Here is a 25,018-nt window from a genome sequence, read left to right as displayed (position 1 = left end):
ACTTACTGTGAACGATTTATGAACGCTGAAATCGACACCGTTAGATCAAGGTGATGAAATCGGCGCTGGCCCAGCCCACCAGGCCATCGAAGCGGACCACATACCAGTCCTCCCACTGGTTCAGGACGGTGAGCTTGGCGCCGTCGTAGGCCTTGGCCAGCACGGGCGCGGAGCGGGAGGGGGTGTCCCGGATGTTGAGATAGCCCCAGGATACGTCCACTACCGCCGGGCGGGGCGCCTGAGGCTCCAGGAAGGGCAGGCCGAAGTACTCCGTCAGGGAGAGGACGATGTTGCGGGCGATGGCATCCAGGTTGCCGGTCACCCAGGCGGCGTCGTCCGGGTTATCGTGGTAGCCCAGCTCCAGGAAGACGGAGGGGGCTCGCACCCGGCGCACCTCACCGATGGTGTTGGTGGATTGGGCACGCACCAGGTTGGGCAGCGGGTAGATGGTCTTGAGGCCGTTGGCGATCAGGTCGGCGGCCTTCTGGCCCTCCGCGGAGCCGGGGTAGTAGAACACCAGGATGCCCCGGACCTGGCCGTATTTCCCCTCCGGCGCCGCGTTGGAGTGGAGCGCCAGGTGGAGGTCATAATTTCCGGCGTTGGAGGCCCGTATGGAGGAGACGGCAGTCATTTCGGGGGTGTTGCGGGAGAACCGGATACCGGCGGCGGTGAGATAGGGTTCCATGGCGTCGGCCAGCCGGTTCATCCACTCCTCTTCCGTACCGCCGGTGACGTAGAGGTTATTTTCCTGAGTGGATGGAGACAGGTAGATGATGGGCATAAGAAAACCCTCCTTTCCGCCTATCCTATGCGGGGAAAGGAGGGGGTGAGACTGTAAAATGGCTATGCGGTGGTCTGACTGCCCAGACGGCGGCGGATGTACGCCGGAATCTCTTCTATTGGGATGGAGAGCGCAGCAGAGAGCTCTCCGTAGAGCAGGTCCTCCGCCCGCTTGCGGAAATGTTCCTCCACCTTGCCGGGACGCCTGCCCTGCTTGCGGGCGGCGCTGTCCTTCTGGTGGATGGTTTTGAGCAGCCGGACCAGATCCAGACAGCTGTTGCTGCGGAAAGCCTCCTGATAGCGGCGGGAGAGAAGCTGGACGTTGCCGGTCTCAGGAAGGTCTGCCTGAATGGCAGGCAGCTGCCCGATCAGATGCTCGGCCTCATCTGCGGTAAGCACAGGACGCATGGATACCTTGCAGTCCACAGGGGCGTAGATGACCTCCGTTCCGTGGAGAGGCTGCAAGGTGTAATAAAGACGCCGATTGTCCGGCATACCGGCTGGTTCGCCCAGGGCGGTGACCTGACAGACGCCGCTGCCGCCGTAGACCACCAGATCTCCGATCTGATACATGAGATCCCTCCTTTGTTGATATTTTAACACTTTTAAGGAGGAAATTCCAGGAGAAATGCGGGTTATGTAAGGATATTTGTATATTTTGCATTAATATAGGCGGGGCGGGATTTGTGCACAACGCGCAGGGAAAGCGTGGTTCCCTCAGAAAAAGCGGCCCCAGTGCGCCTTGGCGCACCGGGGCCGGGAAAGACAGCTGTATTTAGTCCACCTTGGGACCGGCGGCCACCAGGGCCTTGCCGGCGTCGTTGCTGGTGTACTTGGCAAAGTTCTTGATGAAGCGGGCGGCCAGATCCTTGGCCTTGGTGTCCCACTCAGAGGGATCGGCGTAAGTATTGCGGGGATCCAGAATGTTGGTGTCTACACCGGGCAGGGCGGTGGGTACCTCGAAATTGAAGTAGGGGATGGTCTTGGTCTCCGCCTTCCCGATGGAGCCGTCCAGGATAGCGTCGATGATGCCGCGGGTATCCTTGATGGAGATCCGCTTGCCGGTGCCGTTCCAGCCGGTGTTCACCAGGTAAGCCTTGGCGCCGCTCTTCTGCATCTTCTTCACCAGCTCCTCACCGTACTTGGTGGGATGGAGCTCCAGGAAGGCCTGGCCGAAGCAGGCGGAGAAGGTGGGAGTGGGCTCGGTGATGCCCCGCTCGGTGCCGGCCAGCTTGGAGGTGAAGCCGGACAGGAAGTAATACTCGGTCTGCTCCGGGGTCAGGATGGACACGGGAGGCAGCACGCCGAAGGCGTCGGCGGACAGGAAGATCACGTTCTTGGCGTCGGGGCCGGCGGACACGGGGCGGACGATCTTCTCAATGTGGTCGATGGGGTAGGATACACGGGTGTTCTCGGTGACGGAGTCGTCGTTGAAGTTGCAGTGGCCGTTTTCGTCCACAGTGACGTTCTCCAGCAGAGCGTTGCGCTTGATGGCGTTGTAGATGTCGGGCTCGGACTCCTTATCCAGGTTGATGACCTTGGCGTAGCAGCCGCCCTCGAAGTTGAACACGCCGTTGTCGTCCCAGCCGTGCTCGTCGTCGCCGATGAGCAGACGCTTGGGATCGGTGGACAGGGTGGTCTTGCCGGTGCCGGACAGGCCGAAGAACAGGGCGGTGTTCTGGCCGTTCATGTCGGTGTTGGCGGAGCAGTGCATGGAGGCCATGCCCTTCAGGGGCAGGAAGTAGTTCATCATGGAGAACATGCCCTTCTTCATCTCGCCGCCGTACCAGGTGTTCAGGATGACCTGCTCACGGGAGGTGAGGTTGAAGATCACGGCGGTCTCGGAGTTGAGGCCCAGCTCCTTATAGTTGGTCACCTTGGTCTTGGAGGCGTTGTAGCAGACGAAGTCGGGCTTGAAGTTCTCCAGCTCCTCAGCGGTGGGCTCAATGAACATGTTCTTCACAAAGTGAGCCTGCCAGGCCACCTCCATGATGAAGCGGATGGCCATGCGGGTGTCGGCATTGGTGCCGCAGAACACGTCCATGACGTACAGCTTCTTGTTGGACAGCGCCTGAATGGCCAGCTCCTTGCAGGCTGCCCAGGCCTGGGGAGAGGCGGGCTTGTTGTCGTTCTTGAATTCGTCGGAGGTCCACCACACGGTGTCCTTGGACACGTCGTCCATGACGATGAACTTATCCTTGGGGGAACGGCCGGTGTAGATGCCGGTCATAACATTGACGGCGCCCAGATCGGTGACCTGGCCCTTGTCATAGCCCTCCAGGTCGGGGCGGGTCTCCTCCTGGAACAGGACTTCATAAGAGGGATTGCGGAGGACCTCGGTGACGCCGGTGATGCCGTATTGATTCAAATCAATGTTTGCCATAATGCATGACCCCTTTTCTGTATTGATCTCTCTGGGGCTCGGTTGGAGCGGTCAAGCCCCGGAAGTTTCAGATGCTATGACCATAATCATACACAGAAATGGCCATAAAGTCAATTCTCTATCCTGCGCAATTTTGCAATTTTATTTCCTGCAAGTTTCAAACAGACCTGAGAACGACGGGAGGTCAGGGCTCCAGATCCCGGATTTTTGCAGCCAGAGCGGCGAACTCAGCAATTCCCAGCCGCTCGCCCCGGACATCGGGAGACAGCCCGGCCTCCTGGATGGCCTGCCGCAGGCCGTCCTTGTCCAGGGAAGAGCCCAGGGAGGAGGAGAGGGTGTTGAGCAGCGTCTTGCGCCGCTGGGCGAAGGCGGCCTTCACCACCCGGAAGAACAGCTTTTCCTCCACCAGATCCTGAGGCGGCGTCTGCCTGGGCACCAGCCGGATGACGGCGGAGGTGACCTTGGGGGCGGGGAGGAAGCACTCCGGCGGCACCTGGAACAGCAGCTCCGGGGTGGTGTAGTACTGACAGAACAGGGAAAATGCGCCGTAATCCGCCGAGCCGGGGGCGGCGCAGATGCGCAGAGCCACCTCCCGCTGGATCATCACCGTGATGGCCTGGAAGCAGCCCGCCTCAATGAGGGCGGTGATCACCGGCGTGGTGATGTTGTAGGGCAGGTTGGCGCAGGCCAGGGGAGTGAGGCCGGGGAACTGTTCCGCCGCCAGAGCGGCCAGATCCAGCTTCATGGCGTCACCGGGAATAATGGTCACGTTATCATAGGGTGCCAGAGTCTCGTCCAGGATGGGCAGCAGGGACTTGTCCAGCTCAACGGCGGCCACTCTGCCCGCTCTCTGGGCCAGCTGCACCGTCAGCGGACCGATGCCCGGCCCGATCTCCAGCACGCCGCAGTGCTCGTCAGCGCCGGAGGCGTCGGCGATATCGCGGGGAACCCATCCTTCGATCAGAAAATTCTGGCCCATGCTCTTGGAGAACCGGAAGCCGTGACGGCCCAGCAGGGCCCGGATGTCTTTTTCGTTGCACAGATCCATTGGGGATCACCTCATGTCTCAGTCTGCCGCAGGGCGTATCGTGCCTGCATTATACCACAGCCAGGTGGGAAAGAAAACAGGAAGCATGGACTTGTTTTGCACCAAACTGAGCATGCTTGCTAAAAACAGAGAAATATTGGAAGATAAAAATGTATAAATTGCACAAATAACGAAAGCGAAATTGTCGCATACGGAGAAATAGCGATGCTTCGTTGCAAAGGAAAACATGCTCGTGTTATGATGGCCCTGCCTTTACCAGGAAGGAGGGAGAGCCGGCAAAGAGGACAGACTCCGCAGCTGGACAGGTTCGGCCTGTTCCGGCCACATTGTGTATTAGGAGGAGACCCTTTATGAAGAAACATCGCATCAGCAGCAAGATTCTTGCCCTTGGTCTGGCGACCGCTCTGGGCCTGGGTATGACCACCGCTTTTGCGGCGCTGTCGGTCAATCCTGCCACCACCAAGATCAGCGTGGACGGCAAGCCCGTTCAGGTGGAAGCCTACAACATCAACAACGGCAATAACTTCTTCAAGATCCGGGATCTGGCGGAAGCGCTGGACATCGGCGTCACCTGGGATGCGGCTACCGATTCCGCCGCCATCGACACCACCAGCCACTACAAGCCCGATCCCACTCAGCTGATCACCGGCAACTGGGCGCCTGCTACCCGGGCCCGGATCCAGGCTGTAATCGATGAAAATGCCAACAAGGGCAAATATGTGGTCTTTGACTTTGATAATACTTCCGTGATCTTTGATATTCAGGAAGCCCTCCTGGTCTATCAGATCGAAAACCTGATCTTCAAGATCAAGCCCGAGGACATGACCGAGGTGCTGGAGACCGGCATCCCCGATCTGAACAAGAGCATGGGCACCAGCATCGATGGCAAGAACATCACCCCCGCCACCCTGGCCGCCGACATCTCCAGCGATTATGCCTGGCTGTACAAGAACTACAAGGGCCTGGCCGGCGACAAGGATCTGGACTACATCCACGCCTCCAACCAGTACCAGGATTTCGCGGCCAAGGTGCGCTTCATGTACAACAACCTGGGCGACTACTTTGATCACGCCGTCTCCTATCCCTGGGTCACCTATCTGTTCACCGGCATGACCCCCGCTGAGGTCCAGGAGCTGGCCACCGCTTCCCACAAGTACTGGGCTTCCTACGGCCGCTATGCCGAGGAGACCTGGACTTCTCCCGTTGAGCTGCCCGGCAAGAGCGGCGTGGTTTCCGCCAGCTTTATCACCGGCCTCACCTTCACCGACGAGCTGAAGGACCTGTATGCCACCCTGATGGCCAACGGCATCGATGTGTACATCGTTTCCGCTTCTCCCATCGACACCGTCCTGGCGGCCAACAAGGCCATGGGCTACGGTGTGCCGGAGGATCAGGTCTTCGCCATGCGCAACAAGCTGGACGCCAACGGCCGCTACATCAACGAGTATAACTACGACTGGGGCGGCGAGGGCAAGTACGCTCAGACCCAGGGTGAGGGGAAGAGCACCATCATCACCAACTTCATCGCGCCCAAGTACAACGGCTCCGGCCCGCTGATTGTCTTCGGCGACAGCGCGGGCGACTGGAACATGATGACCGATTGGATGGATGAAGGCGACACCGTGCTGGGTGTCATCTTCAACCGCTACCGCAAGCCCTCCAGCGATCCCATCTGGGAAGGCTCCAACGAGGCGGCCCAGACCATCGGCGATCCCGATGCCCGGTTTGTGCTTCAGGGCCGGGACGAGAACACCGGTGAACTGCGTCCCAGCGAGAAGTCCATCATGCTGGGCACCACCGAAGAGGTGCTGGTCCGTCCTGCACAGTAACTAATTCAGAGAGAAGAAACCGGAGGCGCCGCATTTGCGGCGCCTCCGGTACTTTTTCAGGACATTCTCAGCCGGGCCATCATGTACTCGTCGGCATATTGTCCGTCCCGGACGGTGGACATACGCTTGAGTCCCTCTTTTTCAAAGCCCAGCTTTTCGTAGAGGTGGATAGCCCGCTGATTGTCGGCAAAAACTGTGAGTTCCACCCGCACCAGCATGAGCCAGTTGTCCGCCAGATCCAGCAGGGTGCGCATGAGGGCGGTGCCCACCCCCATGTTCTGGTAGTCGGTGTGGACAAAAAGACCCACGCTGCCCACGTGGCGCATCCGGGGATTGGAAAAGACCTGAAGACCTGCGGCGCCGATAACGGTGCCGTCCTCCAGCACCGCCACAAAGTGATGGTCATTGGGACCCAGCCCATTGATGAAGGCTGCGCTGTCGGCCGCCCGGTAGGAGGGCAGGCCCAGGGTATTTTCAAACACCCCCGGCATCTTCCGCAGAGCGGCGGTTCCTTCGGCGTCCTCCGGCCGGGTGGGGCGAATGGTATAGTTCATAGGGCATCCTCCTTACAACAAAATATTTTTGCCACTATACCACAAAAGGAAGCAAAAAACAACCGCCCGGAAGGGCATACCCTCCGGGCGGCAGAACAAAGCGCTCAGTACGCGGCCACCACGCCGCCGTCGTTGGCGTACACCGTGGAGATGCCGCCGGTCTCGCTGATCAGAATCTCTGAGAACTGGCACTGCTTCAGCGCCAGCTCCCGCAGGTGGTAGGCTCGCTCCAGACAGTTGCAGTGGACGATGGCCAGCCGCTTGCCCACGTGGCAGGGGTCGGCAGCCATAATGGACACCATCTTGCTCAGGGCCTGCTTCACCGACATAGCCTGCCCCTTTTTGCAGATCTCTCCCTCCGGAGTGGAGCCCAGCAGCAGCTTGATGCGCAGGGTGCTGGTCACCAGGGACTGCATCCGGGACAGACGGCCGTTTTTCCGCAGGTTGTCCAGATTCTCCAGGACAAACAGAGTGTCCATCTCCTCGATATACCGGGACACCTGAGCCACCACGGTGGTAAAGTCCACGCCGGACTGGGCCAGCTCCTGGATCTTCAGCGCCACCAGCACCTCGCCGGCGGAGGCGGAGCAGGAGTTGAAAATGTGGACATTGGTACCGGGATGATCCTCCAGCCACAGGTTCCGTGCCTGAGCCGCGGCATTGTGGGAGCCAGAGAGCAGGGCGGACAGGGTAACCACATAAATATCGTCTGCCCCACAGTCAAAGGCGTCCAGATACTGGGCGGGGGAAGGACAGGAGGTGTGGGGGGCGGTGGGGCACTCCTTCATGGCGTGGAGCAGGGCGCCCCGGTCAAAACAGGGATCGTCCACAATGGACTGCTCCCCCACATGGATGGTCAGCGGTACACTGACAAAAGGACCGTCCCGCAGCTGGGCGGGCGTCAGGTCGCAGCAGCTATCGACAATGATCTTAAAACTCATAATAGAAACCCTCAAATATAATTGTAAAGATTACATCTCTCTTTTGGGTCATTGTATCATCAATACCGCAAAAAGTAAAGGGAGAAGATGTAAACAAATTGGATTTCCTTGGGTGGATCAGTCGGGCCAGGCGAACCGGTCAGGGGCGCCCACCAGGATCCGGGCGGAGCAGGGGGGCACCGGCAGCCAGGTGCGGCCGCCGTCGTTGTTGAAAATGGTGTTGTCGTTCAGCACGTCCTGGAGCACCGGCTCATTGTGGGGGAACTCCACGTGGACCTCCTGGGGCTCAAGGTTCAGGACCACGTATACCCGCTGATTGTCGGTGGAGCGGCGGAAGACCAGCTGTTGGTTCTTGATGACCACATTCTCGTACTGGCCCACCCGCAGGGCGGGGAAGGAGGCGCGGATGGCGGCCAGCCTGGACAGGTGGCCGCACAGGCTCTGGTCCAGCTCCATCATCTCTTTCAGCTCCAGATGGGGGCGGAGCACCGCGTCGGAGGTCTTGGTGCGCGCGCCTTTCAGCGCCCACTCGCTGCCGTAGTACAGAGAGGGGATGCCCGGCATGGTGTACAGCAGGGTGTACACGTTTTCCAGGTGAGCGGGATCGGTGAGCTTGGAGGCCAGCCGGTCCACGTCGTGGTTGTCTGCGAAGTTGTACAGGCTCAGATTCCGGTAGATGCCGCCGGGGCCAAACTGCCGGTTGAGGGAGTGGGCGATCTCGAAGTAGTTCTTGTCGTTGTGGGAGGACCACAGACCCTTCCAGCACTCGTAGTTGGTAACGGTGTCCAGCATCTCCGGGTTGGCCCACCGGGCGTAGTCCCCGTGGATGATCTCACCCATGAGCCAGAACTCCGGGTCCCGGCTCTTGACGAAACCCTTCAGGGTGCGGAAGAAGTCGAAGTCCACGCAGTCGGCGGCGTCCAGCCGCAGACCGTCAATGTGGAATTTGTCCATCCACATGCCCACTGCGTCCAGCAGGTGACGGACCACATCGGGGTTGCGCAGGTTCAGCTTCACCAGCTCGTAGTGGCCCTGCCAGGCGGTGTACCAGAAGGGATCTCCCATGGGGGAGGGGCCGCCGAAGTTCAGGTCGTGGAACCAGCCGCAGTAGGGAGAGCCCTGGCCCTTTTCCCGCACATCCTTGAAGGCCCAGAACTCCCGGCCCACATGGTTGAACACTCCGTCCAGCACGACGCGGATGCCGTTTTCATGGAGCTCGTCGCACAGCTTGGCAAAAGACTCGTTATCTCCCAGGCGGCAGTCCACCTGGTAGTAGTCGGCGGTGTCGTAGCCGTGCTTGACGGACTGGAACACCGGCCCCAGATAGAGGGCGTTGATCCCCAGTTCCTTCAGATGGGGGATCCAGTCCCGCAGCTGCTCCAGCCGCTGGACCGGGGCTCCGAAGTCGTTGTACTCCGGCGCGCCGCAGAATCCCAGGGGATAGATATGGTAGAACACAGAATCGGTGGACCAATGACTCATAACAAATGCCTCCGTTTCAATGTGTGGATCCGTTAATTGCCCTCTTCCTCCAGCTCACGCAGCAGCTTCTGGTCCTCCTTGGAGGACAGGTCCAGCTTTTCATACAGGTCGGGCCGCCGCTGGCGGGTGCGGAGGATGGACTGCTTCCGCCGCCATTTGGCGATGTTCTTGTGGTCGCCGGAGCGGAGGATAGGGGGGACCTTCCGGCCGTGCCACTCCTCGGGACGGGAGTACTGGGGATACTCCAGCATGCCGTTCCAGTGGCTCTCATTCTCAAAGCACTCGGGGTCGGACAGTACACCGGGTACCAGACGGGACACCGCGTCGGCCACCACCATGGCGGCCAGTTCGCCACCGGTGAGGACGAAGTCTCCGATGGAGATCTCCTCGTCCACGCACTCCTCGATGAACCGCTCGTCAATGCCCTCATAGTGGCCGCACACCAGGATCAGGTGGTCGTAGTCGTCCCGCAGACGGCGGGCGTCGCCCTCGGTGAAGGTCTTACCCGCGGGGGACATATAGATGGTATGCCCCGGCCCGTAGGTGTCCACAATGTGCTTCCAGCACTGGTAGAGGGGGTCGGCCTGCATCACTGCCCCACGGCCGCCGCCGTAGGGGTAGTCGTCCACCTGCTTCTGCTTGTTCAGGGTGTAGTCCCGGATCTGGTGGGCCTCGATGCGGATGATGTCCCGCTCCTGGGCCCGGCCCAGGATGGACTCATTCATCATATCCCCCACAGTCAGATCGAAGAGGGTCATAATATCAATGCTATACATCGGTGCGCATCCCCTCAATGAGCCGGACTTTGATATAGCCGCCCTCCACGTTGGTCTCCGCCAGGAACTCGTCCACGGCGGGAATCATATACTCATGCTCGCCCTTGACCACGTAGACCTCGTGGGCGGGGGGCGTGAGTACGTCGGCCACGATACCGATCTTCTCGCCGGTGGCGGCGTCAATGACCTCCAGGCCCATCAGGTCGGCGATAAAGTGCCGCCCCTCGGGGAGCACCACGCCGGTGCGGTCGATGGAGACGGTCTTGCCCTTCAGGGCCATGGCGGCGTTTACGTCGCTTACCCCCTCCAGGGTAGCCAGCACATTGCCCTTGTGGACACGGGTGGCCCGGACCTTGACGGGCTTGGCATCGATATAAAGAGTATCGAACTGGCAGAGGAACTCCGGGGTGTCGCACCAGGGGACGATCTTGACCTCACCCTGGATACCGTGGGTATTGACGATCTGCCCGGCCTCGAGAAATTGGTTTTTCATAGTTCTGCAACCTCCTGCAGGCTGGAATTTGATGCAAAAAGCGGCGGGGTAGCTACCCCCCCGCTTTTCAGTCGACGATCTCGACGGAGACCTTGGTGCCCTGGCGCTGAGCCACGGAGCGCATCAGCGTGCGGATCTCCTTGGCGATGCGGCCCTGGCGGCCGATCACCTTGCCCATGTCCTCGGGGGCCACCCGAAGCTCCAGGACGGTCTCACTCTCGCCGGCGTGCTCGGTGACCACCACGGAGTCGGGATGGTCTACCAGGCTGCGGGCGATGTAGGTGAGCAGTTCCTTCATGCCAGCCTGACCTCCAAATTAGATGGCGCCAGCTTTTTTCAGCAGAGCCTTCACGGTCTCAGTGGGCTGAGCACCAGTCTTGATCCAGGCCTGGGCGCGCTCGGCGTCCACCTTGATCTCGGCGGGCTGGGTCAGGGGGTTGTAAGTGCCGATCTCCTCGATGAAGCGGCCGTCACGGGGATAGCGGGAGTCCGCCACCACGATGCGGTAGAAAGGAGACTTCTTAGCGCCCATGCGACGCAGTCTGATCTTAACCATTGTATCTTCACCTCCATGTAAGTTTCAAACATCTATGGAAACGCGGCTTGGCGCGCTTACCAACATTTAGAAGGGCAGGCCGGGCAGCTTTCCGAAGCCGCCCATCTTTCCCATCCGGCCAAGCTTCTTCATGTTCTTGCCGGAGAACTGCTTGCTCATCTGCTGCATCAGCTCGAACTGCTTCAGCAGACGGTTGATGTCCACCACCTGGGTGCCGGAGCCGGCGGCGATGCGCTTTTTCCGGCTGTTGTTCAGCAGGGAGGGGTCCTCCCGCTCGGCGGGGGTCATGGACAGGATGATGGCCTCGGTGCGGGCCAGGGCGGATTCATCCACCATGGCGCCCTCCAGGGCTTTGCCGTTGACACCGGGCAGCATCCCGGCGATATCGCTGAGAGAGCCCATACTCTTGAGCTGCACCAGCTGGTCATAAAAGTCCGCCAGAGTGAATTTGTTCTTGCGCAGCTTCTGCTGCAGCTCGGCGGCCTTCTGTGCGTCAAAATTCTGCTGTGCCTTCTCAATGAGGGACAGCACGTCGCCCATGCCCAGGATGCGGGAGGCCATCCGGTCGGGGTAGAACAGGTCTACCTGATCCAGCTTCTCGCCCTGGCCCACGAACTTGATGGGCTTGCCGGTCACCGCCTTGATGGAGAGGGCCGCGCCGCCCCGGGCGTCGCCGTCCAGCTTGGTGAGCATCACGCCGGTGATGTCCAGCGCCTCGTCAAAGGCCTTGGCGGCGTTCACAGCATCCTGACCGATCATGGCGTCCACGATCAGCAGGATCTCAGTGGGGTCAATGGCCGCCTTCATCTGCTTGAGCTGATCCATCAGCTCTTCATCCACATGGAGCCGGCCGGCGGTGTCGATAAATACGATGTCGTTGCCGTGCTTCTTGGCGTGCTCGATACCCGCCTTGGCGATGTCGATGGGGTCAATCTGGCCCATCTGGAACACCGGCACGTCCACCTGGGAGCCAACCACCTCCAGCTGGGTGATGGCGGCGGGACGGAAGGTGTCGCAGGCCACCAGCAGGGGCCGCTTGCCCTGCCGCTTGAACAGCCCCGCCAGCTTGGCGCCGTTGGTGGTCTTGCCCGCGCCGTTGAGGCCGCACAGCATGACTACCGTGGGGGGCTTGGGAGAAATGATCAGCTTGGTGTTCTCACCGCCCATCAGGCTGGTGAGCTCTTCATTGACGATCTTTACGATCATCTGAGCGGGGGTCAGGCTCTCCAGTACGTCGGAGCCCACAGCCCGCTCGGTGACGGAGGCCACGAACTGCTTGACGACCTTGAAGTTGACGTCGGCCTCCAGCAGGGCCATCCGGATCTCCTTCATGGCCTCCTTCACGTCGGCCTCGGTGAGACGGCCCTTGCCCCGCAGCTTCTTGAAAGCGGCGGAGAGCTTTTCGGTCAATCCCTCAAATGCCATGGGGTCACTCCTGTTTCAGCTGGGCCAGCAGGTCACGGATGCGGCCGCACTGGACCTCCACCTCGTCGTCCTGCCAGTTCTGATCGTTGCGCTTGGCGATGATGTCCACCGCCTCCTGGATCTGGGCGAACTGACCCTGCATCTTGTGGAACCGCTTGATGATGCCGGTCTTGTCCTCCAGCTCGGTGAGCACTGCCTCCGCCCGGACGATCACGTCCCGCACACCCTGACGGGTGATGCCGTAGTTCTCCGCGATCTCCGCCAGAGACAGGTCCTCGTTGTAATAAAGGTCGTAGAACTCCTTCTGCCGGTCGGTAAGCATGTCGCCGTAGAAATCGTACAGCAGAGCCATACGGTATGCCTGATTCTTCATCCTGCCGCCTCCTTCCGGACCTCCGGTGGTTCTGTAAAGGAAGTAAAGTTTCAAAGCTTTACAACAACAAGAAGGATGATACACGATTTTCCGCCGTTTGTCAAGAGGGATTTTTCCCTGGCAGAGCGCGCATATTTTGGCCCTTTTGGCAGAGACTATGGGCGATTACCAAATAAGGAGGTCATCCAATTGAAATACCGCATCCTGACCGCGGCAATGACGGCGGCGCTGCTGTTTGCCGCCGCCCTGCCCGCCTCCGCCTTTTTCTCCGCGGAAGAAGGGGAGACGGTCCCCGTGGCCTACGACCTGATGAAAAACGCTCCCGTGGGCCAGAGCCTTACCTTTACTCAGGCCGACTTTCTCACCGACGGCGACGAGCTGGACGCCATCGTCATTTCGGCCCTGCCGGACAGCCAGACGGGCACCCTGACCCTGGGTGGCCAGCTGCTGCGGGTGGGCGACGTGATTTCCATGGAGGCGGTGGACGGCCTGACCTATACCGCCAAGGACACCGTCAATTCCTCTGCCGCCAGCTTCCAGTTCCTGCCGGTGTTTGCCAACGGTACCAGCGGGGAGGCGGCCAACGCCGACCTGTTCCTGCTTGCCGAGGAAAACGGCGCTCCGGTGGCCCGGGATCTGGAGCTGACCACCTATAAAAATGTAGCCGTTACCGAGCGCTTCAACGGAGTGGATCCGGAGGGCGACCTTTTGACCTACCATGTGGTGAAAAAGCCCGCCCGGGGAGCCGTCACCGTTCAGGAGGACGGCACCTTTGTCTACACCCCCTATGAGAATAAGACGGGGAAGGACACCTTCACCTATGTGGCGGTGGACGCGGTGGGCAATTCCTCCGACCCGGCCACGGTGAAGGTGAAGATCGAGAAGCCGGACACCAAGGTGACCTATGCAGACCTGGACGGCCACCCCGCTCAGAAGGCGGCCATCCGCCTGGCGGAGGAGGGTGTTTTTGTGGGGGAGTGCATGAACGGCTCCTACTTCTTCCAGCCTGACGCCGCCGTTACCCGCAGCCAGTTTGTGGCCATGGTGATGGACGCGGCGGGTCTGGAGGCCCTGGAGGGTGTGGAGCGCACCGGCTTTGCCGACGACGAGGCCATCGAGACCTGGGCCAAGCCTTATGTGTCCTCCGCCCTGAAGAGCGGACTGATCCAGGGCAGCCTGGACGAGAGCGGCCAGGCGGTGTTCCGGGGGAGCGAGACGGTGACTGCCGCTGAGGCGGCGGTGCTGCTGGACCGGGCCCTCCAGATCACCGATGTGGACGCTCAGACCTTCGCCTCCGCTGATGCCCCCGCCTGGGCCGCCCAGTCGGCGGCCAATCTGTCCACCTGCGGCGTACTGGACAGCGGCACCAGTCTGGGGACCCAGCTGACCCGGGGAGAGGCCGCCCAGCTGCTGTGCTCCGCTCTGGAGCTGCTGGACAGCCGGGACACCGGCTGGTTCTGAACCGGAGGACCGGGCCATAAACGGCCCGGTCCTTTTTTCATTCCTAGGTAGGGGAATCATGGTTGAGTATAACAGAAATGTGTGGTATAATGTAGCATTAGCGCATATGATACGAGAGTCCATTTCTCTCTGACGAGGTGTGAATATGAAGATCGTTGTATTGGCCGGCGGCCTTTCTCCTGAGCGGAACGTATCCCTGTCTACTGGTGCCATGGTGACCCAGGCCCTGCGGGAGCTGGGCCACCGGGCGGGACTGGTGGACATGTATTTTGGAACTGAGAGTGCGGACGAGGGCTTTTTTGACGCCCCGGTGCCCGAGACCTTCAAGAAAGTGAGCCGGGAGGCTCCCGACCTGGAGCAGGTCCGCTCCAGCCGGCCCGGGGACAGCCGGAGCATGTTCGGTCCCAACGTGCTGGAGCTGTGCCAGATGGCCGACCTGGTGTTCCTGGCCCTCCACGGCTCCTGCGGCGAGGACGGCAGGGTCCAGGCCGCTCTGGGGCTGATGGGCATCCCCTATACCGGCGCGGGCTACCTGGGCAGTGCCATCGCCATGGATAAGGACCTGACCAAGCGGATGGTGGAGGACGTAGTGACCACCCCCGGCTGGAAGACGGTGACCTACACCGCCGAGGACATCGACAGCCTGGTGAAGAACGCCCGGCTGCCCCTGGTGGTGAAGCCGGTGGCCAGCGGGTCCTCCATCGGCGTGTCCATCGCCCATACTGCCGACGAGCTGCGGAAATCCCTCACCGACGGCCTGGCTCTGGGCGGCCGCACGGTGCTGGAGGAGTACATCAAGGGCCGGGAGATCCAGGTGGGCATCCTGGAGGATAAGGCACTGCCCTCCATCGAGATCATCCCCAAGGAGGGCTTTTACGACTACGCCAACAAGTACCAGCCCGGCGCGGCCCTGGAGGTGTGCCCGGCGGAGATTTCGGCGGAGATCGAGGAGAAGCTCCGTGCCGCCGCTCTGCGGGTGTACGAGACCCTGGGACTGAGCGTCTACTCCCGGGCGGACTTCATTGTCACCGAGGACGGGGAGCCCTGGTTTTTGGAGATCAATACCCTGCCCGGCATGACCCCCACCAGCCTGCTGCCTCAGGAGGCGGCGGCAGTGGGTATCAACTACAATGAACTGTGCAGCCGGATCGTGGAGGCCTCCCTGGAGGCCCGCCAGCAGGGCAGGTAACAGGACAGAAGAGAAGTAGAGAGGAAGCTAGTTATGGAGCCCATGACCATAGGTGAGATCCTGGAGGCCGTACACGGCAGTCTGCTGGGAGAGTTCGGCGATCTGAAGCGCACCGTCAGCCGGGTGGAGACCGACAGCCGCACCATCCACGCCGGGTCCCTGTTTGTGCCCCTGGTGGGAGAGCGGTTTGACGGCCACGCCTATATCAACGCCGCCCTGGAGGGCGGTGCCGCCGGGTGCTTTACCCAGCGGGAGCGGGAGAGCTATCTGCCCGGAAAGTTCTATATTAAGGTGGATTCCACCCACAGGGCTCTGCGGGACCTGGCTAAATACTACAAGGCCAAGTTCCCCATCCCCGTGATCGCCATCACAGGCTCGGTGGGCAAGACCACCACCAAGGACATGACGGCGGCGGTGCTGGGGGAGAAGTACAACGTACTCAAGACCGAGGGCAACCTGAACAACGACATCGGGGTGCCCATGACCCTGCTGCGGCTCAAGCCGGAGCATGAGATGGCGGTGCTGGAGCTGGGCATGAACCACGCCGGGGAGATCGACTACCTCTCCGCCATCGTGGAGCCCGACGTGATCCTGATGACCAACATCGGGGACTCCCACATCGAGCACTTCGGCTCCCGGGAGAAGATCCTGGAGGCCAAGAGCGAGATCTTCCACCACGCCAAGCCGGGCGCCCTGTCCATCATCAACGGGGACGATCCTCTGCTGAACACCCTGCCGGGCAAGCTGCCCTTCCCCTTCGTGCGGGTAGGGGCGGCGGAGGGCCTGGACTACCGGGCCAGCAGCCTGAGCAGCGACGGCAAGAGCCGCCTCACCTGCCAGGTGACCACCCCCCGGGGCACCTTCCGGGCGGAGATCCCCGCCCTGGGCGAGCACATGATCTACCCCACCCTGATGGCCGCCGCCGTGGGCGAGCACTTCGGCCTCACGCCGGAGGAGATCGCCAGCGGCGTGCTCCATTTCGCACCCACCAAAATGCGGATGAACATCCTCAACCGGCAGGACGATATCACCATCCTCAACGACACCTATAACGCCAATCCCCAGTCCATGCGGGCTGCGGTGGAGGTGCTCTCCAACGCCAACGGGGCGGATAAGATCGCCGTGCTGGGCGACATGTTCGAACTGGGCCCCCTGGCCCCTGCCCTCCACGCCGGTATCGGAGAATACCTGGGCAAGGCGGGCATCGGCTGCCTGGTGGCGGTAGGCGAGCTGGCCAAGCACATCTACACCGCCGCCCAGGAGGCGGGGGTGCCCCAGTGCTTCTACTGCGAGACCAAGGAGCAGGCCAAGCCGGTGCTGGACAGCCTGGTGAAGCCTCACGCCACCATCCTGGTCAAGGCCTCCCGGGGCATGGCCCTGGAGGAGCTGGTGGAGTACCTGCTGACGATTACGAAAGAGGCATAAAACGTAAAACTTCATGCGCTAAGAGCGCACTGTGAAAGCACACAAAGGCCTGCTGCGCATGAAGTTTATGCGCATATGGGCCGTTCCGGCCCATGCGCTGTGAATTTACGGCCATGCCGCTGGAAGCGGCACATGGCCCTCTTTTGCTATGCAAAGCATAGCAAAAGAGGGCCGGTGTTTCCACCGGCCCCCGTGCCTTATCCAAACAGCTTTTGCAGATTTTCCTTGAAGGGCGGATAGATGACGCCCTTTTCGGTGATGATGCCGGTGACCAGACTGTGGGGGGTCACGTCGAAGGCGGGGTTGTACACCTCCACCGTTTTGGGCGCGGTCTGCACGCCGTACAGGGTGCGCACCTCGTCCTTCTCCCGCTCCTCGATGGGGATGCCCGAGCCGTCCGGAATGGACAGGTCGATGGTGGAGCAGGGGAGAGCAACATAGAAGGGCACTCCGTGATGGTGGGCGTTCACCGCCACCGAGTAGGTGCCGATCTTGTTGGCAAAGTCGCCGTTGGCCGCCATCCGGTCGCAGCCCACCACCACCATGTCGATCTTCCCCTTGGCCATCAGACTGGCCGCCATATTGTCGGCAATCAGGGTGGCGGGGATGTGGTCGGTAACCAGCTCGTAGGCGGTGAGACGGGCTCCCTGGAGGAGGGGACGGGTCTCGTCGGCGTAAACCATTTCTACTTTCCCCTGTTCGTGGGCCGCCCGGATAACACCCAGGGCAGTGCCGTAGCCGCCAGTGGCCAGCGCCCCTGCGTTGCAGTGGGTGAGGATGCGGGCGTGGTCGGGAACCACCGCTGCGCCGTAAAGGCCCATGGCCTTACACATGGCAACGTCCTCCTGGTGGATGGCGACGGCCTCGGCGATCAGGGTTTCCGGGTTGCCGCCGCAGGTTTCGGCCTTTTTCTCCATCCGGTCCAGGGCCCAGAACAGGTTGACCGCCGTGGGGCGGCTGGCGGCCAGGGCTTCCTTGGCCTGCTTCAGGTCGGCTCCTTCCAGGGCGGCCAGGCAGTAGGCGTAGGCGGCGGTGACACCGATGGCGGGAGCGCCCCGCACCACCATGGTGCGGATGGCGTCGATCACTGGCCGGTAATCGGTATAGGACAGCCAGACCTCTTCCACCGGAAGCTTGGCCTGGTCGAGCAGGTAAAGGGTATTTCCTTTCCATTGAATGGCATCCATAAGACGACCTCCTTTGGGAGAATCATACCACATACAGTACGGGGAGACAAGCTATGATCGATATCTCCGTCTCGAACCTGGTGAAAGAGTTCGAGGTAGGCAAGAAAATATTGGACGGACTCACCTTCCAGGTGGATCAGGGCGAGCGGGTGGGCCTGCTGGGCAAGAACGGCGCCGGCAAGACCACCCTGTTCAAGATGCTCACCGGGGAGCTGGACTGGGACGAGGGGGAGATCCACATCGCCCCCGGCAAGGGCCTGGGCCTCATTTCCCAGATCCCGGTGTATCCCCCGGAGTACACCGTGGAGGATGTGCTCCAGACCGCCTTTCAGCGGCTCCACGACATGGAGCGGGAGATGGTGGAGCTGACCGAGCGGATGGCGGGGGACAGCGACCCCGCCCTGCTGCGCCGGTACGACGCCCTGACTGCTGCCTATGAGGCGGGGGGCGGCTACGACACCACCACCCCCCTGAACAAGGTGTGCAATGGCCTGGAAATTTCCCAGGACATGCGGAGCCAGCTCTTTTCCTCCCTGTCCGGCGGGGAGAAGACCCGGGTGAACCTGGCCCGCCTGATTCTGGAGGACACCGATATCCTCCTGCTGGACGAGCCCACCAACCACCTGGACCTGCGGGCCACCGAGTGGCTGGAGGAATATCTGGACAAGTACAAGGGCACCGTGCTGGCCATCTCCCACGACCGCTGGTTCCTGGATCGGGTGGTCAAGCGGGTCATCGAGATCCAGAACGGCAAAGCGGAGTTCTATTCCGGCAACTACTCCTTCTATGTGGAGGAGAAGGAGCGCCGCTATCAGGAGAAGCTGAAGCAGTACGAGAAGGAGCAGGCCAAGATCGAGCAGCTGGAGAAGGCCGCCGAGCAGCTGCGGGTGTGGGCCTACTCCGGCATGGACAAGACCTTCAAGCGCGCCCAGTCCATGGAGAAGCGCATCGAGCGGATGCGTACCACTGACAAGCCCACCAAGGAGCGCCGCCTGGACGTGAAGTTCGGGGAGCGGGAGTTCCGGGGTGACGAGGTGCTTACCATCAAGGACCTGAAAAAGTCCTTTGACGGGCGCACCCTCTTCGACCACGTGGATCTGGAGGTGGTGGGCGGCGAGCGCATCGCCCTGCTGGGCGACAACGGCACCGGCAAATCCACCCTGCTGAAAATCCTGCTGGGTGAGGAGGAGCCGGACAGCGGAAAGCTCCGCATGGGGCCCACTGTAAAGGTAGGCTACCTGCCGCAGATCATCCACTTCTCCCACCCGGAGCGCAACCTGGTGGACACCATGATCTACGATCAGGACTGCTCCACCCAGACCGCCCGGAACCGGCTGGCCGCCTTCAACTTCCGTGGGGAGGACGTGTTCAAGCCGGTATCCGCCCTGTCCGGCGGCGAGCAGAGCCGCCTGCGGCTGTGCATGCTGATGGACGAGAAGATCAATCTGCTGATTCTGGACGAGCCCACCAACCACCTGGACATCGCCAGCCGGGAGTGGATCGAGGACGCGGTGGCCGACTACGAGGGCAACCTGCTCTTCGTCTCCCACGACCGCTACTTCATCAAGCAGTTTGCCACCCGGATCTGGATGCTGGAGGACGGGCACATCACCGATTTCCGGGGCACCTTTGAGGAGTTCCGGGCGGCCCGTGACCGGGCCAAAAATCTGGCGTCCGCGCCCGCGAAGGTTGAGCCGGAGAAGCCCAAGAAGGAGAAGCCCAAGCGCCCCGGCGGCACCAAGGAGCTGGAAAAGCAGGTGGCCGCGGCGGAGCGGGCGGTGGCCAAGGCGGAGGAGCGGCAGTACGAGCTGTCTCTGAAGGCCGAGGAGGTGGCCTCCAACTATCTGGAGCTCCAGAAGGTCTATGAGGAACAGAAGGCTCTGGAGGAGGAGATTGCCACCCTCTATACCCAGTGGGAGAAGCTGGCGGCGGAGCTGGAGGAGGCCAAGGGGTGAGAAAGAAGCAGTACTATCATCCCTACGAGGGGAAGCGGAAGCCCCTGTGGCTCAAGGTGCTGCTGGGTCTGATCCTGGCCGGGGTCCTGGCCTTCGGTGCCCTGTTCGGGGCGGTGCTGTACGGTTCCTATGACCACGTTCAGGGAGATCCCCAGGTGATGGTCATCCTGGGCTGCCAGGTGAAGCCCTGGGGTCCCTCGATCCTCCTTCAGGACCGTCTGGACAAGGCTCTGGATTATTTGGAGGACCACCCGGATCTGACCATCGTGGTCTCCGGCGGTCAGGGCCCCGACGAGCACATCAGCGAGGCCCAGTGCATGTATGACTATCTGACGGAGCACGGCGTGGACGGGGATCAGATCCTCATGGAGGACCAGTCCCACAACACGGTGGAAAATCTGCGCTATACCGTGGACTTGCTGACGGAAGAGGGGTACGATCCCACCGCGGACGTGGTGGTGGTGTCCAACGGCTTCCACCTGACCCGGGTGCGGATGCTGTGGAGCCGGGTATGCGGGGGAGACTATAATCTGTCCACCCTGGCGGCACCCAGCTCCCATGTGCCCTCCCGTCTGAAAATGTACATCCGGGAGCCTCTGGCTCTGGTAAAATCCTTTGTGTTCGACAGGTGATCAAGTTTGGATATGCAGGCAAAACTGAGCGCATTGGACTTGCGCTTTTCCAATATCGAGGCCCAGCTGGGTGCGGGTGAGACCTACGAGGACCCCGCCCTGGTGGCCAAACTGAATAAGGAGCAGCGAGAGCTGGAGCCGGTGGTCACCGCCTACCGGAGCTGGCTGCGCCGTCAGCAGGACCTGAAGGACGCGGAGGAGCTGATGGGCGACCCGGAGCTGGGTGACATGGCCAAGGAGGAATTCCAGCAGGCCAAGGAGGACCTGGCCCGGCTGGAGGACCAGATCCGCATCCTGCTCCTGCCCCGCGACCCCAACGACGACAAGAACGTCATCGTGGAGATCCGGGCCGGGGTGGGCGGCGAGGAGGCCGCCCTGTTCGCCCACTCTCTGTTCCGCATGTACTCCATGTACGCCGACGCCCGCCGCTGGAAGGTGGAGGTGGACTCGGTCAGCGAGACCGAGCTGGGCGGCGTGAAAGAGATCTGCTTCACCATTGAAGGGGACGGGGCCTACTCCCGGCTGAAATTCGAGAGCGGCGTCCACCGGGTCCAGCGGGTGCCCGAGACCGAGTCCGGCGGGCGCATCCACACCTCCACCGCTACCGTGGCGGTGCTGCCCGAGGTGGACGAGGTGGACTTTGAGCTCAACCCCGCAGATATCGAGATGCAGGTCTTCCGCTCCTCCGGTGCGGGCGGCCAGCACGTGAACAAGACCTCCTCCGCCGTACGGCTGATCCACAAGCCCACCGGCACGGTGGTGGAGTGCCAGCAGGAGCGCAGCCAGTTCCAGAACCGGGACAAGGCCATGCAGCTCCTGCGCTCCCGGCTGTACGAGGAGAAGGTGCGGGAGCAGGAGGAGTCGGTGACGGCGGAGCGCCGCAGCCAGGTGGGCACCGGCATGCGCAACGAGCGTATCCGCACCTACAACTTCCCACAGGGCCGGATGACCGATCACCGCATCGGCCTGACCCTGTACAAGCTGGAAAACGTGATGAACGGCGACCTGGACGAGATCATCGACGGCCTCATTACCGCCGACCAGGCAGAGCGGCTGAAAAACAGCCAGGACACATAAGGAGGAACACCCATGGAACTGATCATTCACTTTACCGCCATTCCGGAAAAGCTCTCTCTGGACGCGGTGAAATCCGACCTGGCGGAGCTGCTGGAGGATGACGGCTGGCTCACCGGTTCGGGCGCGGACTATATCGAGCTGGAGCTGGAGGACGAGAAGGTCAACCCCAAGTACGGCATTCTCACCGTAAAGAACTACCTGCAAAAGGCCCAGTTTGCCCCTGACACCTCCATCGAGCTGGCGGGCACCCCGGTGGGCATCTACGAATAAGAAGGAGGACACCTCTATGAAGACTGCCATTGGCATCCTGAATATCGTGGCGGGAGCCGCCCTGGTGGCGGCGGGCGTGCTGACCATCGCCCAGCCCCGGCGTACCCGGCGGAGCCGCCGTCATTTCTGAGGAGCGAGGCGAGCAGCGTGAATACACAGCGACTGACCGCCGCCCAGACGGAACAGGCGGCGGAGATCCTCCGCCGGGGCGGCCTGCTGGGCATCCCCACCGAGACGGTGTACGGTCTGGGGGCCGACGGCCTGAATTCTGAGGCGGTGGCCCATATCTTTGAGGCCAAGGGCCGTCCTCAGGACAACCCCCTCATTCTCCATATCCCCACAGCCGACTGGCTGGAGCGGTACTGCGCGGATATCCCGGCGGCGGCTTACGCCCTGGCGGAGCGGTTCTGGCCGGGACCCATGACCATGATCCTGAAGCGGAAACCCATCGTCCCCGACGCGGTGACCGCCGGACTGGATACGGTGGGCATGCGCTGCCCGGCCCACCCGGTGTGCCGGGCCATCATCACCGCCGCCGACCTGCCGGTGGCCGCCCCCTCGGGCAACACCTCCGGCCGGCCCAGCCCCACCAACATGGCGGACATGCTGGAGGACATGGACGGCAAGATCGACGGTATCGTGGACGGCGGCCCCTGCGCGGTGGGGGTGGAGTCCACCATCATTGACCTCACCGAGCAGCCCCCCCGGCTGCTGCGGCCCGGCGGCATCACCCTGGAGGAGCTGGAGGAAGTGCTGGGTGAGGTGGCGGTAGACCCGGCGGTGACCCGGCTCATGGGGGCCGGGGAGCAGCCCAAGGCTCCTGGCATGAAGTACCGCCACTACGCCCCCAAGGCTCCCGTGACGGTGGTGCGGGGAGAGCCCGCCGACGCCGCCCGGTACATCCGGCGCCACCTCACCGACGGGGAGGGCGTCATCTGCTTCAACGAGTTCGTGCCCCTGTTCGAGGGCCATCCGGTGGAGCCCATCGGGCCCAAGGACGACGTGGCGGAGCAGGCCCGGCGGGTGTTTGACGCCCTGCGGTACTTCGACGGCACCGACGTCACCCACATCTGGGCCCAGTGCCCCGACCCCGCCGGCATTGGCTTGGCGGTGTCCAACCGCCTGAATAAGGCCGCCGGCTTCCACATCGTGGACGCCACCTGAAAAATTTTCCTCCCGTGCATGAATGGATGGGGCGCGCTCCGTCGTATTGGTAGTGAGACGGGTCAATCAGCCCCCATTTATTTAAGGAGGAACTCAGCATGAAGAAGATCAGGATCGCGGCCATTGCCGCCGCCGTCGTACTGGCCCTGGGCGTCACCACCGCCTTTGCGGCGGGAGGCAGAAACTTTGTGGACGCCGACGGCGACGGGATCTGCGACAACCGGGGCACCGGTCGGGGCGTTTGCTATGTGGATGCTGACGGCGACGGCGTGTGCGACAACTACGGCACCGGCCGATGGGCTGGACGGGGCTGTCACGGCTGCCGCTGGTAAGAAAAGAGGACGGGAGACCGGATGCGGAGCGAGCGGGAGACCAACGAGGCCATCGAGCGGTACGGCGATACCGTCCGGCGGCTGTGCATGCTTCATCTGAAAAACGAGGCGGATACCCAGGACATCTTTCAGACGGTGTTTCTGAAGTATCTCCTCCATACCGCCGACTTCGAGAGCCGGGAGCATGAAAAGGCCTGGTTCATCCGGGTCACCATCAACGCCTGCCGGGACGTGCTGAAAAGCGTGTTCCGCAGGCGTACCGTTTCTCTGGAGGAGGTGCGGGACCTGCCCGCCCCGGAGGGGGAGAGCGGGGAAGTACTCCGTGCGGTGCTGTCCCTGCCTCCCAAGTACCGGGAGGTGGTGTATCTCCACTACTATGAAGGGTACACCGCCCCGGAGATCGGAGACATTCTGGGCAGGAACGTGAACACGGTCTACACGGACCTGACCCGTGCCAGAGAGAAGCTCAGGACCATGCTGGGAGGTGAGGCGGATGGATGAACGGATCAAAGCGGCCTTTGACCAGGTGCGGGCCACCGAGGAGCAGAAGGAGGAGACCCGGGCCTTTCTGGACCGGGCCAGGCACAGACGGACTGCGCCCCGGCGGCGGCTGGGGGCATTGGCGGCCTGCGCAGTGCTGCTGGCGGTGCTGATGGGAGGCTGGTGGGCCTGGTTCGTGCCCACCTCCGCCGTCAGCGTGGAGAGCGGCTCCGGCCTGGAGCTGGAGCTCAACCGCTTCGACCGGGTGGTGGCGGTGCAAGGCGGGGACGACGGCCTGGCGGACAGCCTGCGGGGCCTCAGCTACGCCCAGGCTCTGGAGCTGCTGCTGGACCAGCTGGGGACAAACCAGCCGGTGTCCATCACCGTGTCCGGAGCGGAGGGCCAGTGCGGCCGTCTGCTGGAGGAGACCCGGCGCTGCGCCGCCGGGCATGAGAACGTCCGCTGCGGCCAGGCGGGCGCCGGGAACGGCCACGGCCATGGCTATGGCCACGGCGGACGGTGAAATTTACAAATTTCTCACACACCATTTGCATGATGTGGTATACTAACTGCTGGAGGCGAACAGCCATGAAGCGTATCGGCATCACCGGCCCCACCGGAGCGGGCAAGACCACCGCCCTCAATGCCCTGACCAGTCTGGGCGCTCACGTCATCGACGCGGACGCGGTGTACCATGACCTGCTTTCGTCCAGCGCGCCCATGCGTCAGGCGCTGACGGAACGTTTTGGCAGGGGTATTTTGGACGAGACGGGCAAAATAGACCGAAAGGCTCTGGGCGGCGTGGTGTTTGCCGACCCTGAGGCGCTGTCCGACCTGAACGGGATCACCCACAGGTTCATCCTGGCGGAGATCGACCGGCAGGCGGCTCAGGCGGAGGCGGAAGGACGGCCCGCAATAGCCATCGACGCCATCGCGCTGATCGAGAGCGGCGCGGCGGAGGGCTGCGACGCAGTGGTGGGCGTTCTGGCACCCAAGGAGGTGCGCATCCGCCGGATCATGGCCCGGGAGGGCATTTCGGAGGAGTACGCCCGCAAGCGGGTGGAGGCTCAGCAGAGCGACGACTTTTTCCGGTCCAACTGCACCCACATCCTGGACAACGGTGGGGAGGACCCGGCCGAGTTTGAGGCCAGGGCTCTGGCACTGTTTCGCCCCTGGCTGGAGAAAAACCAAAATTAAGATACAGGA

The 25,018-nt window shown here is 62.1% G+C and carries 27 protein-coding genes; 13 read left to right on the top strand and 14 right to left on the bottom strand.

What is annotated here, in order from left to right:
• Window positions 1-40: 40 nt before the first annotated feature.
• The 4 genes from ACTNB1_RS08885 to rsmA form a co-directional block, all read right to left on the bottom strand.
• Window positions 41-781 (bottom strand): N-acetylmuramoyl-L-alanine amidase, encoded by a 741-nt coding sequence (locus ACTNB1_RS08885; RefSeq protein WP_441168930.1) that lies wholly within the window; start codon window positions 779-781, stop codon window positions 41-43.
• A 62-nt stretch (window positions 782-843) separates the two neighbouring features.
• On the bottom strand, window positions 844-1,353 hold the full coding sequence (locus tag ACTNB1_RS08880) for a CarD family transcriptional regulator (protein WP_441168929.1): 510 nt from the start codon (window positions 1,351-1,353) through the stop codon (window positions 844-846).
• 202 nt (window positions 1,354-1,555) lie between these two features.
• The gene (gene pckA / locus ACTNB1_RS08875; RefSeq protein ID WP_441168927.1) at window positions 1,556-3,163 is read right to left on the bottom strand and encodes a phosphoenolpyruvate carboxykinase (ATP); all 1,608 of its coding nucleotides are present in this window, start codon (window positions 3,161-3,163) and stop codon (window positions 1,556-1,558) included.
• A gap of 184 nt (window positions 3,164-3,347) precedes the next feature.
• On the bottom strand, window positions 3,348-4,211 hold the full coding sequence (gene rsmA / locus ACTNB1_RS08870; protein WP_441168926.1) for a 16S rRNA (adenine(1518)-N(6)/adenine(1519)-N(6))-dimethyltransferase RsmA: 864 nt from the start codon (window positions 4,209-4,211) through the stop codon (window positions 3,348-3,350).
• 350 nt (window positions 4,212-4,561) lie between these two features.
• Between rsmA and ACTNB1_RS08865 the strand changes: the two genes are divergently transcribed.
• The gene (locus tag ACTNB1_RS08865) at window positions 4,562-6,040 is read left to right on the top strand and encodes a haloacid dehalogenase-like hydrolase (RefSeq protein ID WP_441168924.1); all 1,479 of its coding nucleotides are present in this window, start codon (window positions 4,562-4,564) and stop codon (window positions 6,038-6,040) included.
• A 56-nt stretch (window positions 6,041-6,096) separates the two neighbouring features.
• Here the strand turns inward: ACTNB1_RS08865 and ACTNB1_RS08860 are convergent, their stop codons facing one another.
• The 9 genes from ACTNB1_RS08860 to ylxM all read right to left on the bottom strand — a co-directional run bounded on the left by ACTNB1_RS08860 (window position 6,097) and on the right by ylxM (window position 12,640).
• Entirely contained in the window at window positions 6,097-6,594 is a 498-nt protein-coding gene (locus ACTNB1_RS08860; RefSeq protein WP_441168922.1) for a GNAT family N-acetyltransferase, read from the bottom strand.
• 104 nt (window positions 6,595-6,698) lie between these two features.
• On the bottom strand, window positions 6,699-7,535 hold the full coding sequence (locus tag ACTNB1_RS08855) for a DegV family protein (RefSeq protein ID WP_441168920.1): 837 nt from the start codon (window positions 7,533-7,535) through the stop codon (window positions 6,699-6,701).
• 117 nt (window positions 7,536-7,652) lie between these two features.
• Window positions 7,653-9,017, bottom strand: a complete 1,365-nt coding sequence (locus ACTNB1_RS08850) for an alpha-amylase family glycosyl hydrolase (RefSeq protein ID WP_441168919.1) — start codon at window positions 9,015-9,017, stop codon at window positions 7,653-7,655.
• Window positions 9,018-9,049: 32 nt separating this feature from the next.
• Window positions 9,050-9,793 carry a tRNA (guanosine(37)-N1)-methyltransferase TrmD gene (gene trmD / locus ACTNB1_RS08845; RefSeq protein WP_441168917.1) on the bottom strand — a complete coding sequence of 248 codons (744 nt, stop codon included), beginning with the start codon at window positions 9,791-9,793 and terminating at the stop codon, window positions 9,050-9,052.
• Entirely contained in the window at window positions 9,786-10,286 is a 501-nt protein-coding gene (rimM, locus tag ACTNB1_RS08840) for a ribosome maturation factor RimM (RefSeq protein ID WP_441168916.1), read from the bottom strand. The genes trmD and rimM overlap by 8 nt, the downstream gene beginning before the upstream one ends.
• 67 nt (window positions 10,287-10,353) lie before the next feature.
• Complete coding sequence (locus ACTNB1_RS08835) at window positions 10,354-10,584, bottom strand: KH domain-containing protein (protein WP_087346993.1); 231 nt, start codon at window positions 10,582-10,584, stop codon at window positions 10,354-10,356.
• Between the two features lie 18 nt (window positions 10,585-10,602).
• Window positions 10,603-10,842 carry a 30S ribosomal protein S16 gene (rpsP, locus tag ACTNB1_RS08830; RefSeq protein WP_087346996.1) on the bottom strand — a complete coding sequence of 80 codons (240 nt, stop codon included), beginning with the start codon at window positions 10,840-10,842 and terminating at the stop codon, window positions 10,603-10,605.
• Between the two features lie 66 nt (window positions 10,843-10,908).
• Entirely contained in the window at window positions 10,909-12,267 is a 1,359-nt protein-coding gene (ffh, locus tag ACTNB1_RS08825) for a signal recognition particle protein (RefSeq protein ID WP_441168914.1), read from the bottom strand.
• 4 nt (window positions 12,268-12,271) lie between these two features.
• Window positions 12,272-12,640 (bottom strand): YlxM family DNA-binding protein, encoded by a 369-nt coding sequence (gene ylxM, locus ACTNB1_RS08820; RefSeq protein WP_441168912.1) that lies wholly within the window; start codon window positions 12,638-12,640, stop codon window positions 12,272-12,274.
• Window positions 12,641-12,829: 189 nt separating this feature from the next.
• Between ylxM and ACTNB1_RS08815 the strand changes: the two genes are divergently transcribed.
• The 3 genes from ACTNB1_RS08815 to ACTNB1_RS08805 all read left to right on the top strand — a co-directional run bounded on the left by ACTNB1_RS08815 (window position 12,830) and on the right by ACTNB1_RS08805 (window position 16,715).
• The gene (locus ACTNB1_RS08815; RefSeq protein WP_441168910.1) at window positions 12,830-14,101 is read left to right on the top strand and encodes an Ig-like domain-containing protein; all 1,272 of its coding nucleotides are present in this window, start codon (window positions 12,830-12,832) and stop codon (window positions 14,099-14,101) included.
• 145 nt (window positions 14,102-14,246) lie between these two features.
• Window positions 14,247-15,290: a D-alanine--D-alanine ligase family protein gene (locus ACTNB1_RS08810; protein ID WP_441168908.1), complete on the top strand. Its 1,044-nt coding sequence runs from the start codon at window positions 14,247-14,249 to the stop codon at window positions 15,288-15,290.
• A gap of 33 nt (window positions 15,291-15,323) precedes the next feature.
• On the top strand, window positions 15,324-16,715 hold the full coding sequence (locus ACTNB1_RS08805; protein ID WP_441168906.1) for a UDP-N-acetylmuramoyl-tripeptide--D-alanyl-D-alanine ligase: 1,392 nt from the start codon (window positions 15,324-15,326) through the stop codon (window positions 16,713-16,715).
• 197 nt (window positions 16,716-16,912) lie between these two features.
• On the opposite strand, the gene mtnA is transcribed toward ACTNB1_RS08805, so the two are convergent.
• Window positions 16,913-17,902 carry an S-methyl-5-thioribose-1-phosphate isomerase gene (gene mtnA, locus ACTNB1_RS08800; RefSeq protein ID WP_441168905.1) on the bottom strand — a complete coding sequence of 330 codons (990 nt, stop codon included), beginning with the start codon at window positions 17,900-17,902 and terminating at the stop codon, window positions 16,913-16,915.
• A gap of 53 nt (window positions 17,903-17,955) precedes the next feature.
• Here mtnA and abc-f point away from each other — a divergent pair, with 53 nt between their 5' ends.
• The 9 genes from abc-f (at window position 17,956) to coaE (ending at window position 25,009) form a co-directional block, all read left to right on the top strand.
• Window positions 17,956-19,857: a ribosomal protection-like ABC-F family protein gene (gene abc-f / locus ACTNB1_RS08795; RefSeq protein WP_441168903.1), complete on the top strand. Its 1,902-nt coding sequence runs from the start codon at window positions 17,956-17,958 to the stop codon at window positions 19,855-19,857.
• Complete coding sequence (locus ACTNB1_RS08790; protein ID WP_441168901.1) at window positions 19,854-20,489, top strand: YdcF family protein; 636 nt, start codon at window positions 19,854-19,856, stop codon at window positions 20,487-20,489. Before abc-f ends, ACTNB1_RS08790 begins: the two co-directional genes overlap by 4 nt.
• A 12-nt stretch (window positions 20,490-20,501) precedes the next feature.
• Entirely contained in the window at window positions 20,502-21,566 is a 1,065-nt protein-coding gene (gene prfA / locus ACTNB1_RS08785; RefSeq protein ID WP_441168900.1) for a peptide chain release factor 1, read from the top strand.
• Between the two features lie 12 nt (window positions 21,567-21,578).
• Window positions 21,579-21,836 (top strand): hypothetical protein, encoded by a 258-nt coding sequence (locus ACTNB1_RS08780; RefSeq protein ID WP_441168898.1) that lies wholly within the window; start codon window positions 21,579-21,581, stop codon window positions 21,834-21,836.
• 147 nt (window positions 21,837-21,983) lie between these two features.
• Window positions 21,984-23,000, top strand: a complete 1,017-nt coding sequence (locus tag ACTNB1_RS08775) for an L-threonylcarbamoyladenylate synthase (RefSeq protein WP_441168897.1) — start codon at window positions 21,984-21,986, stop codon at window positions 22,998-23,000.
• Window positions 23,001-23,098: 98 nt separating this feature from the next.
• The gene (locus tag ACTNB1_RS08770; RefSeq protein WP_441168896.1) at window positions 23,099-23,332 is read left to right on the top strand and encodes a hypothetical protein; all 234 of its coding nucleotides are present in this window, start codon (window positions 23,099-23,101) and stop codon (window positions 23,330-23,332) included.
• Window positions 23,333-23,353: 21 nt separating this feature from the next.
• On the top strand, window positions 23,354-23,833 hold the full coding sequence (locus ACTNB1_RS08765; protein WP_441168895.1) for an RNA polymerase sigma factor: 480 nt from the start codon (window positions 23,354-23,356) through the stop codon (window positions 23,831-23,833).
• Complete coding sequence (locus ACTNB1_RS08760; protein ID WP_441168894.1) at window positions 23,826-24,335, top strand: hypothetical protein; 510 nt, start codon at window positions 23,826-23,828, stop codon at window positions 24,333-24,335. Before ACTNB1_RS08765 ends, ACTNB1_RS08760 begins: the two co-directional genes overlap by 8 nt.
• 65 nt (window positions 24,336-24,400) lie before the next feature.
• Complete coding sequence (coaE, locus tag ACTNB1_RS08755) at window positions 24,401-25,009, top strand: dephospho-CoA kinase (RefSeq protein WP_441168892.1); 609 nt, start codon at window positions 24,401-24,403, stop codon at window positions 25,007-25,009.
• Window positions 25,010-25,018 lie beyond the last annotated feature (9 nt).

It is taken from the genome of Flavonifractor sp. HCP28S3_F3, from assembly GCF_052065355.1.
In the GTDB taxonomy this organism is placed as follows: domain Bacteria; phylum Bacillota; class Clostridia; order Oscillospirales; family Oscillospiraceae; genus Flavonifractor.
The sequence above is the reverse complement of the archived record's forward strand: the minus strand, read 5'-3'. Positions and strand labels throughout refer to the sequence as shown.